Origin of the sequence: Streptomyces sp. NPDC086077, from assembly GCF_040686175.1 — a bacterium.
Taxonomy (GTDB): domain Bacteria; phylum Actinomycetota; class Actinomycetes; order Streptomycetales; family Streptomycetaceae; genus Streptomyces.
In genome coordinates this window covers 1-8585 of the sequence record NZ_JBFBJT010000218.1, presented here as the reverse complement: position 1 = coordinate 8585, position 8585 = coordinate 1, and the positions used below count along the sequence as shown (strand labels likewise).

At 69.0% G+C, this 8585-nt stretch carries 6 protein-coding genes and 3 pseudogenes; 5 read left to right on the top strand and 4 right to left on the bottom strand.

The genetic code is table 11. The features are described from left to right. Positions 1-733: 733 nt before the first annotated feature. Positions 734-1930, bottom strand: a complete 1197-nt coding sequence (locus AB0O67_RS34910) for a phosphatidylinositol-specific phospholipase C1-like protein (RefSeq protein WP_365459307.1) — start codon at positions 1928-1930, stop codon at positions 734-736. Between the two features lie 339 nt (positions 1931-2269). On the opposite strand from AB0O67_RS34910, the pseudogene AB0O67_RS34905 reads away from it, so the two are divergent. Next, positions 2270-2578: pseudogene (locus AB0O67_RS34905) on the top strand (contact-dependent growth inhibition system immunity protein); the annotation flags it as partial. Positions 2579-2731: 153 nt separating this feature from the next. Here AB0O67_RS34905 and AB0O67_RS34900 read toward each other — a convergent pair. Continuing rightward, positions 2732-2933: pseudogene (locus AB0O67_RS34900) on the bottom strand (prolyl oligopeptidase family serine peptidase); the annotation flags it as partial. Positions 2934-3291: 358 nt separating this feature from the next. On the opposite strand from AB0O67_RS34900, the gene AB0O67_RS34895 reads away from it, so the two are divergent. The 3 genes from AB0O67_RS34895 (at position 3292) to AB0O67_RS34885 (ending at position 6043) form a co-directional block, all read left to right on the top strand. Next, complete coding sequence (locus AB0O67_RS34895) at positions 3292-3759, top strand: hypothetical protein (protein WP_365459304.1); 468 nt, start codon at positions 3292-3294, stop codon at positions 3757-3759. 176 nt (positions 3760-3935) lie between these two features. Next, positions 3936-4772: a hypothetical protein gene (locus AB0O67_RS34890; protein ID WP_365459302.1), complete on the top strand. Its 837-nt coding sequence runs from the start codon at positions 3936-3938 to the stop codon at positions 4770-4772. Between the two features lie 35 nt (positions 4773-4807). Beyond that, positions 4808-6043, top strand: a complete 1236-nt coding sequence (locus tag AB0O67_RS34885) for a hypothetical protein (RefSeq protein WP_365459299.1) — start codon at positions 4808-4810, stop codon at positions 6041-6043. A 1313-nt stretch (positions 6044-7356) separates the two neighbouring features. On the opposite strand, the gene AB0O67_RS34880 is transcribed toward AB0O67_RS34885, so the two are convergent. Both AB0O67_RS34880 and AB0O67_RS34875 read right to left on the bottom strand, forming a co-directional pair. After that, positions 7357-7776: a hypothetical protein gene (locus tag AB0O67_RS34880; protein ID WP_365459296.1), complete on the bottom strand. Its 420-nt coding sequence runs from the start codon at positions 7774-7776 to the stop codon at positions 7357-7359. Between the two features lie 262 nt (positions 7777-8038). Further along, positions 8039-8176: pseudogene (locus AB0O67_RS34875) on the bottom strand (GntR family transcriptional regulator); the annotation flags it as partial. A gap of 199 nt (positions 8177-8375) precedes the next feature. Between AB0O67_RS34875 and AB0O67_RS34870 the strand changes: the two are divergent. Next, positions 8376-8540, top strand: a complete 165-nt coding sequence (locus AB0O67_RS34870; protein ID WP_365459293.1) for a hypothetical protein — start codon at positions 8376-8378, stop codon at positions 8538-8540. The last annotated feature ends 45 nt before the right edge of the window (positions 8541-8585 follow it).

Genomic DNA, 8585 nt, shown 5'->3' with positions numbered 1-8585 from the left:
GTGATCCACTGCCGCTCCTGCACGCAGCCGAACCCGGCATCCCGCCGGAGCCAGACCCGCCCGATGATCCGGCAGGTCAGGGCATGCATTCACTGTGCCGACCCGACATGGCCCTCGCGGAGTGACTCAGGGAGCCCTGGTCAGCATGATGGCCGGGCCGTACCCGACGGGGTGTGAATCAGGTGCGCCCAGGAGGCACGTACGTGATGCCGACGTCTCCAGCGGAGGTCGCGGCGAGGGCCACGACCTTCCAGTCATGGCGGGAACGCCAGCCCGGAGGCCGTCGCAGGTGTCGTCGAGGAGATCTACGGTCAATCCCACAGACTTGCCGTCCGGTCCCTTGGCCGAGAACTCGACCTCCTGCGCCGCCCACGGGTGGGCGTGAACGGACGCGAACTGCACCAGGGCGTGGTACGCCGCGAAGTGCTTGCCGTTCCGGGTGAGCGTGAGAGTGCCCGGCCGGAGGTCGATGCCGACGTGGACCTGGGTGTCCTCCTGCACGATCACGGTTCGCCGGTGGCGCTCAGGTCCACACTGCTCCCCAATGTCTTGTTCACGTATGGCTACCGACATGTGGCGCGTGTCGCATTGTTGCGCCGTGCTGCTCGATTCCGGTGCGTCACCCGCCTGGCCGGCCGGAGCCTCCGAAATCACCGCAGTCGGCACTGCGGTTCGTAGTTCGGAAAAGAAGAGGCGGCCGTCCGGGATCGGCCGGCCGCCTTTCAGAACGCCCTCATCGGGTGGACGAGGGCTCCAGCCTGTCGTCGTGGCAGTTGCGCGGCGCGGTCACCGGGTTGCAGCGAACCGGCTCGTTGCCGGGCAGCTCGGCGACGAAGTCGCTGTTGTAGCGGGCGGCCATGCCGACGCTCGGGAAGTCCGTCGTGACCATCTGCGCGCCGCTGGCCAGAGCGGTCTGGAGGCGGCTGAACTCGTTGTTGATGACCGTCTTCAGCGGCTCGTCCGAGCGGGTGCGGACGATGTAGCCCCGCTTGACCAGGTCGCGGATGGTCGCCTCGTTGGCGCCGCGCGGGTCGTTGACCATCGTGATCGCAGCATCCGCGTCGCCGGGATTGCCGCGGGTGAAGACCGCGCGGCCCTGCAGGCTGGGGTGCCCGTCGAGGTACATGTCACGGATGGCGCCGGGGCCGCCGTTGTCGAAGAAGAACATCACCTTGCCGCGCGCCCAGTTGAGGGTCGGCCAGCCGTTCTTCAGGATCGACTGCTCCAGCGTCAGGCCAGGGCGGCGCAGGTCGTCAGCGGTGATCAGCTGCGACTCGGAGAAGACCGAACGGATCTCCTTGTCGACGTCCTCGAGCAGCTTCCCGTTCCACGCCGGGCTGACCGCGCCGCCGAGCTGCTCCCAGCGGTCGTCGGTCTGCTTGAGCTCCAGTTGCAGGATGATCGGCGCGTGCTGCGGGTTGGCCTTCGACCAGGTCTTCACCTGCTGCATGCAGACCACGAGGGTGCGGCAGGTCGAGTTGTAGTCCTGGTCGGCGACATGGATGACCTTCATGCCGGGTGCGGCCATGGCCGGGTCGTCGATCGGGCCGAGACCGGCCTGCTTGCGGGCCAGCGGGTGCTGGTACAGGCCGCCGTCGGGGTCGGGCAGCAAGTCGAACTCGAGCGCGCGCACATTCTGACGGCCCAGCAGATCCGAGACGGACGCATGCGAGTAGAAACCCCACGACGGGTAACCAGGGTCGATCTTGACCGACTCGGCCAGCTCGACGCCCTGCATCTCCCGGTGGAAGGCGTTGTGGGCGCCCATGAACTGGACCTCGTTCATCCGGACCTTGCCGGAGTACGCGGCGACGCTCGCAGCGGCCCGGTCCGACTGCTGCGCCGACACGGTACTCGGCACCACAGCGCTCGCAAAGACCGCCGTCAACACGGCGGCAAGTATGACGCCCAGACGGGCACGAGTGATCATCAGACCTCCATAAGTGACAACCCTCGCACCCTAAAGATCAGTCGTGTCCCGACAGTGCCCTCCACACCCCCGAAGATCACCGGCAAAATGAACCCTGCCTGAACAGGCCACACGCCTCCACCCCGCTCAAGAACCCCCACCGGCAAGGTGACCGGCGACACCGCCATGGTGTGAAAGGCCCGCGAACCGCTCGCTTCGCTCTCAGGCCTCGTCCTCGGGGAAGAAAGCATCCCCGACCGCGATCAGTTCGGCCTCGGTCAGTTCGCATCCCACGCGCCCTCGCCGATGCCGTCCACCGCCTGAGACCGCGTTTGAGATTTGACGTGGGACGATCGGTCGGTGACTCGACTCGTGAACCGTGACCTCTCCCTTGAGGAGCTTGAGCGCGACCGCTGGTCGGCCCCGTCGGGCGGCGAAACCCGGCTGATGGCGACCGTGCGTGAGCTTCGGCGCAAGCCGATCGGCGGCCTGACGGTCGAGGACATGCGGTTGCTGATCAGGCAGGACGTGGGCCTTGCCTATCTCCTGCCGCTGGCGATGGAGGTCCTTCGGGCCAACCCACTGGCGGAAGGCGACATGTACGAGGGCGATCTGCTGGCTGCCGTGCTCACCAGGAGCGCGGAGGTCTGGAGCGAGTTCCCCGAACTCAGGCGGGAGGTCCGCCTGATCGTCTCGGAGTTGGCCGACGGGATCCGCTCCGTACAGTGCGATCGAGTTGTTGGCCCCGTCATCGGCCGTGCCGAAGTGGCTGTCGATGGCGTAGCAGCCACGCTCGCCCATCGCTGCCCGGAACCTCTCGCCGTGGTGGGCCGCCAGCCAGGCGGACATGTAGCCACCGAAGGAGCCGCCCTGCACCCCCACCCGCCTGGAGTCCAAATCCGGCCTGCAACGCGGCATCCAGCAGAGCCAGCAGGTCGGGGGCCGTCGTGAAGGCCAGGTCGTCGGCAGCCCACCGGCCGTGCGCCTTCCCGTACCCGGAGATGCCGCGCGGGCTGCCGAGCACTACCGCGTAGCCGGCCGCCGCGTACACCTGCGCCTGCGCGGAATCCAAGGCTTACACCGGCCTTCGTACGGATGGAACATTGGTCATCAAAGGTCGAGGCGTTGTCGGGACTCCAGGTGCATTCGCACGCTTCGAGACGGGCGGTGACCACCTCCCAGGTTGCTCTCCGAGTGAAACCAGCCCTGTCTCACCGCCCAGCAGACGATCAGCTTCGAGAGCCGTCGACCCGCTGTGTGAGGCCGATGTGACGGTTTCTCTGACAGCGAGGCTTCAGCCCGTTACGGTGCGTATGGCGGTGTACGGGGCCGGGAACGGGGACGGGGACGGCACCGCGGCCGGACGAGGGAGGGGCCGCACCATGCTGACCGAGGAACTGCTGACGCTCGCCGCCGCCGCGGGCGCCGCGGTGGCAACCGCCGCGGGCACCGACGCCTGGGAGGGGCTGCGCGCACGCCTCGGCCACTGGTTCGGCCGGGGCGACGGCCGCCGGGGGGAGGCAGCACTCGCGGAGCTGGACGGCAGCGCGGCCGAATTGCTGGAGGGCGGGACGCCAACCGGCGGCGAGCTCGAACGCTGCGGGGCGGCCTGGCGGGACCGGGTCGTCGCCACCCTGGAGCGGCTGGACGGCCCCGACCGCGACGAGGCGGCCCACGACTTGCGCCGACTGCTTGCCGAAGAGCCGACGGCGCCGAAGATCCACAGCGGTGACCAGCACGTGCAAGGAGACATCCGCGTCCACGCCGAGCAAGGTTCGCTGGCCGCTGCTCTGATCAACGGGAACGTTCACTTCAGCCCCCCTCCGCCGCCGGTCCGGCCCGAGGGCTAGCCGGACCGGCCTCCGGGAGCGCCCGCGACGGCGCTACTTCAGAAGCCCCCGAATCGCGCGGCCCAGCCGACCGTACGCCGGGCAGCGCGCACGCCTCCCAGCAGGGGATCGCGGTCGGCTCGGCCCACAACCTGTTCGTCCACGGCCAGGCCCGCACCGTCAGCCTGCTCGCCACCGTGCTCTGCCTGCTGCTGGTCGTTGGCCTCGCGGCCGGCGGCACCCTGTGGTGGCAGAGCCGGGACGCGGATGGCGCCGGCGCCACTGCCCGGCCCCCTGTGGACACCCGGCCGCGCCCGGCCCCGTCCGCTTCGCCGCCGGTGCTCGTCGCCTCCGTCACCGGGCCGGCCAGCGACCTGGCGGGCGGGGATTTCGCACTGCCGGACGCCCTGCGGATGAGCGATGCCGAACTGGCTCGCTTCAGCACGCAGGTGACGCCAGACTCTGCGGCCTTCGCCCTTTGGTACGCCCGGCACGGCGCGGTCGTCACGGAGTCCGGCACGATCAACCTGGCGCTGCGCGGCAACGCGGCGGAGGAGGTCGAGATCACCGACGTCAATGTGCACAAGAAGTGCGGGGCACCGCTGGATGGCACGCACTTCACCGGCTACACGCAGGGCAGCGGCGACACGGTGGCGGTCGGTCTCGACCTGGACGCGGCAGACCCGCGCCCGCAATTGCGGGCGCGCACGAGCGCCGGCCCGAAGTGGACGGGGCGCGACTACTTCAAGGAGCGGACCCTGACGCTCAAGCCCGGTGAGAGCGAGACCCTCAGCGTCGGCGTCACCAGCCGCCGCCATCACTGCTCCTTCACCCTGGAGTTGGTGGTGGCCACCCCGGACGGCGTCCTCACCCAACAGATCGACCGCGGGCGGGGCGAGCCCTTCGAACTGACCGGCCCCGCTGCCTCTGGCAGCCCTCCGCCAGCCGGCTACCGCGCGGCCTACGCGGAGCGGCGCGACGGCTGGCACCGCGCCGACCCCGTGGCCGCGACCTCGCAGGGAGCAGACCGATGAGCGGGGCGCCACAGGGCGCAAGGCCGGGAATCACCGTGGGCCGACTCGCGGTCCTCGTGGTCCTAGCGCTGGTCGTCGCCGTCGGCGCCACCCTGCTCGCCACCCGGGGCGACGACCGGGGCGGGCAGGACGGAGGGAATGGTGCCCAGGCCGGCCGCCCCTCCCTCGCGCCGTCGGCCGACGGCACCCCGTACGCCTACACCACCGAGAAGGAACTCGTCCTGATGCGGGGCGACCGGCCGCTGGCCCGTGTCCCGCGCGTCTTCGACCTGGGCGACGAGCACCAGAACACGGTGGTGTGGACCCATGACGGTCGCCGGCTCGCGTTCTTCTCCGACGACGCGCTGCTGGAGCGGACCGAGGACACGCGCCTGATCACCGTGGACGCCCGGACGGGCGAGGTACGCCGGCTGCCATGCCCCAACTGTTACGACCTCGCCCCCATCGCAGACCACGAGGTCGCCGTCCTGCGATGGGACTCCGAGGCCACCCCCACTCGCGCACTCCGCTTCGACCTGACCCATCCGGAGGCTGCCGGGACCGAGATCACCGCACCGGTCGGCAACGGCAGCGGCTGGGCGATCAGCTTTCTGGGCGGCACGCGCAGCCATCTGCTGACCGCCCAGTACACGACGGTTTCGGGTGGGGACACCGCCATGGATCTGCGCCTGCTCGACCGGGATGGCAAGGAGGTCGCCGCTTACTCGCCCTTCGACTCCAACGCGTACATGCCTGCCGCACTCGCCACCCTCGGCGATCGCGAGCTCATCGCCGTGGCCGCCCGGCAGAACCCCGGCGGCTGCGCAGCCCCGTTCCCTGTCCACCCGCTGGGCCTGAACGGCGAGGTGGGCGGCAGTGACCAGTCGGCCGCGCTCCCGCCTGGCTTCCTCCCCGGCGTCACCGGCGGCATCGAGGTGAACGACCTGTGGTGGGGTCCCGACCAGCACCTCTACGCCACGATCTCCGCCTGGACCTGCGACAACAACGAGGGCGCCGAGGACGACAAGCAACGCCCGCACCGCCCGTCCACTCTCTTCCGACTGGACGGCGAGAAGTGGGTAAGCGCTGGCGACCAGCCTGCGACTGTGGTCCGCCCGCTGGACCGCGAGACCCGCATGGTCCTGACCATCCCCGACTGCGTCGGCCGCACCCACCACGACGACGCCGTCACCCACTGCAGCACCGGTCCCCTCCACCGCGAGCACGACGGCAAACGGACCAAAGTCGCGGACGGAGTGCTGTCCCTCTCCGCCCCGGCCACCCCCTCCTGAACCTTCCGCAACCGGCTGTGACTCGCGGAGCCGAAGGCGTGGACGGTGACAAAGTTCGGGTGAGCGAGGGTGGAGGGCGAGTTTGACCCCAGTGACCGGCTGACCAGCCGAGGAAGCCGTCAACAGCAAGGCCTACCTCGCCGGTTCGGCAGCACGGAGCCGGCAACCTCAGCCTGGCCAGGCCGGGCTGCCCATCCCGACCACGGCAGGTCACGACGTCACCGCTTGATCCATGCCCAACACAACCACGGCAAGGACGCAGCCGCAGCGAGTACCCCTGAGGGGCAGGCACCCGGTCGGTCCGCATGTGCTAAATGGCGGACAGCTGGAGGCGGGGCTATCCGCGCGTCGCTGGCCTGACCAGCGTTCAGCCTTGCGACTCGACCGAACGGCCAGGCGGGGCGGAGCGAATGGCGTTGCGGCGTCCTCGACTCTGCCATCTCCGGGGGGCGCCTGTTGTGAGGATGTGGCTGACGATCCGGATCGCTTTCGCGCGGTCGGTGTTGCTGATGAAGGCCAGTGAACGGCCGCGCGAGCTGGTCAGCCAGGTCGCGCGGTGCCCGGCTGCGATCCGTTCCTGAAAGCACGTCGAGCGCCGTGGCGGCCGAAGCGGGCACGGTGCTGGCGGTGACGAATCAGAACTCGGCCATGTGCATGAGCCTCTCATACAGTCGAAACCGTTCTAGCTGGTCGGCGGCTTGTCCGTCGGGTTGTCGGGGCGCTTGTGCGGGCGGTAGATGGCCGTTCATGATGACCTGGTGGATGGTGTTGATCAGCCGGCTGGGGTGTGATTTCGGCGACGACGGGGTTGGGCAAAAGGGGATATCAGTCGCTGGGTGCCCGGTTGCGGGTGACGATTAGGGACCGGCCCTGCCGTTCGCTGAACACCAGTGGTCAGCTGCGCATGGCGAAGTCGTCGAGGATGAGCACGTCCGGGCGGACCAGCTCCCACTTCCGCTTCTCCCGCGTCCCCCGGATTCTGAACGCGTCGGGCTCAGGCCCTCGCCAGCGGCGTGGACCCTCTCCGCGGGTCTTCTCCCCGGGGCGAACACCTACCCTCACCTACGAGTCTGGCCCCCTTCGACGGATGCACGGATCCGATGTTCTTTGTCGTGCCGTCAGCCTGTTGCGGCTCGTCCGATCCCGATACACGCTGTCATGGAAGGGTTAGTGATCGCCGGACAAGCATTCCTTTACGAGGGAACGAAGCGTCGAACATCAGATATGGACTGCAGACGATGCCCACGTTCAATGCTCCGGGCAGGGTGAGGCGGGCCGCATACGCTCGCGGCCGGGCCCAAGTTGGCGGCTGATCAGGACTCGGGGCAGAGCGTCTTGCGCAGCCCGAAGTTGATGTGACTCCCGTCGTCATCGGTCAGCGTGACGCCGTCGTAGGAGAACCGCTGCGCAGCTTCGCGGTCCGGGCTCGTCGCGCCGCCAACGAGGGACGCACACTGGTTGCGGGCCGCGTCGATGGCCTTGTCCTCGTCATGGGTGAGATTGCCGTTGACGTCACGGATGGCAGCAAGGACGGCGTCGCGCTCGGCGCCGGCGGGTTCGGGCGGCATGTCGGCGTTCTTGGCGGCGCCACTGTCGTCTGAGGCCCTCGACGCCTCGGCTACGGTGCTCTTGGTGGTGTCCGCCTTGCTCTCGCTGCCCTTGTCGCTGCTGCAGCCAGCGACAGTGACGGCAAGTATGGCGACGACGACCGCGGTGGTGGTGCGGATGCGCATGATTCCCCCTGGTGCGATGCGAGTAGAGACATGATGCGACAGGTGGGCCGCTGGGCCTGCAACGGCGACGGAGTTGTGACGTGATCCGGACGCAATCCAAGCGATCTGCTTCCCGTGCCGGTCGCTGCCTCCGGGACGGATCGCCGTACCGACGCCCGCGATGCTGCCACCGCAGGTCTCACCGGGATGAGGCGAGGCAGTTCGCTCCTTGCGGCGCAACGGCCTCGACGGGCACACACAGAACCCGCACCTGATGCGGCGTCGACTTCAGCTCGCGGTACGCCCTCGCCACCGTCCCCACAGCAAGACCCAGATCGGCTGCCGGCTGACGCACTGTCGGCAGGCGTTCACCCTCCGGGAGGCGGCGGCCGGCGGCGATGAGAGCGGCCAGCTGCGCCAGCCGTTCTCAAGACAGTGGAGCGGAGCGGGGTGTACCGCCCCGTGACAGCCGCACGCGCTACAGAGACCAACCCACTGCAGTGACGCTGCTCTTCATGAACACTCGAACGACGACACCAGCCCACTGACACCAACACGGCACATCGCGACCAGGAGCACGCCCTGATGCGACCTCTTGCTCTCGCGTCAGTACGCAACCTGTGCTTCTAAACTACAGCGTCGTCAAGACGGTGAGGACCGGCAGCGGCGGCGCACTGAAGGCCACGGTCACCGCCTCGGCGGACGGCGCCTGGCGCTGGGTCTACAAGGGCGACTCCACCACTGGCGGTGCTCTCGCCATCGGCGACTCGGTCGACGTCAAGTAGCCGACCCGCACCGAGGCACACCAGGCGCCGGGCACCCGTGGCGGG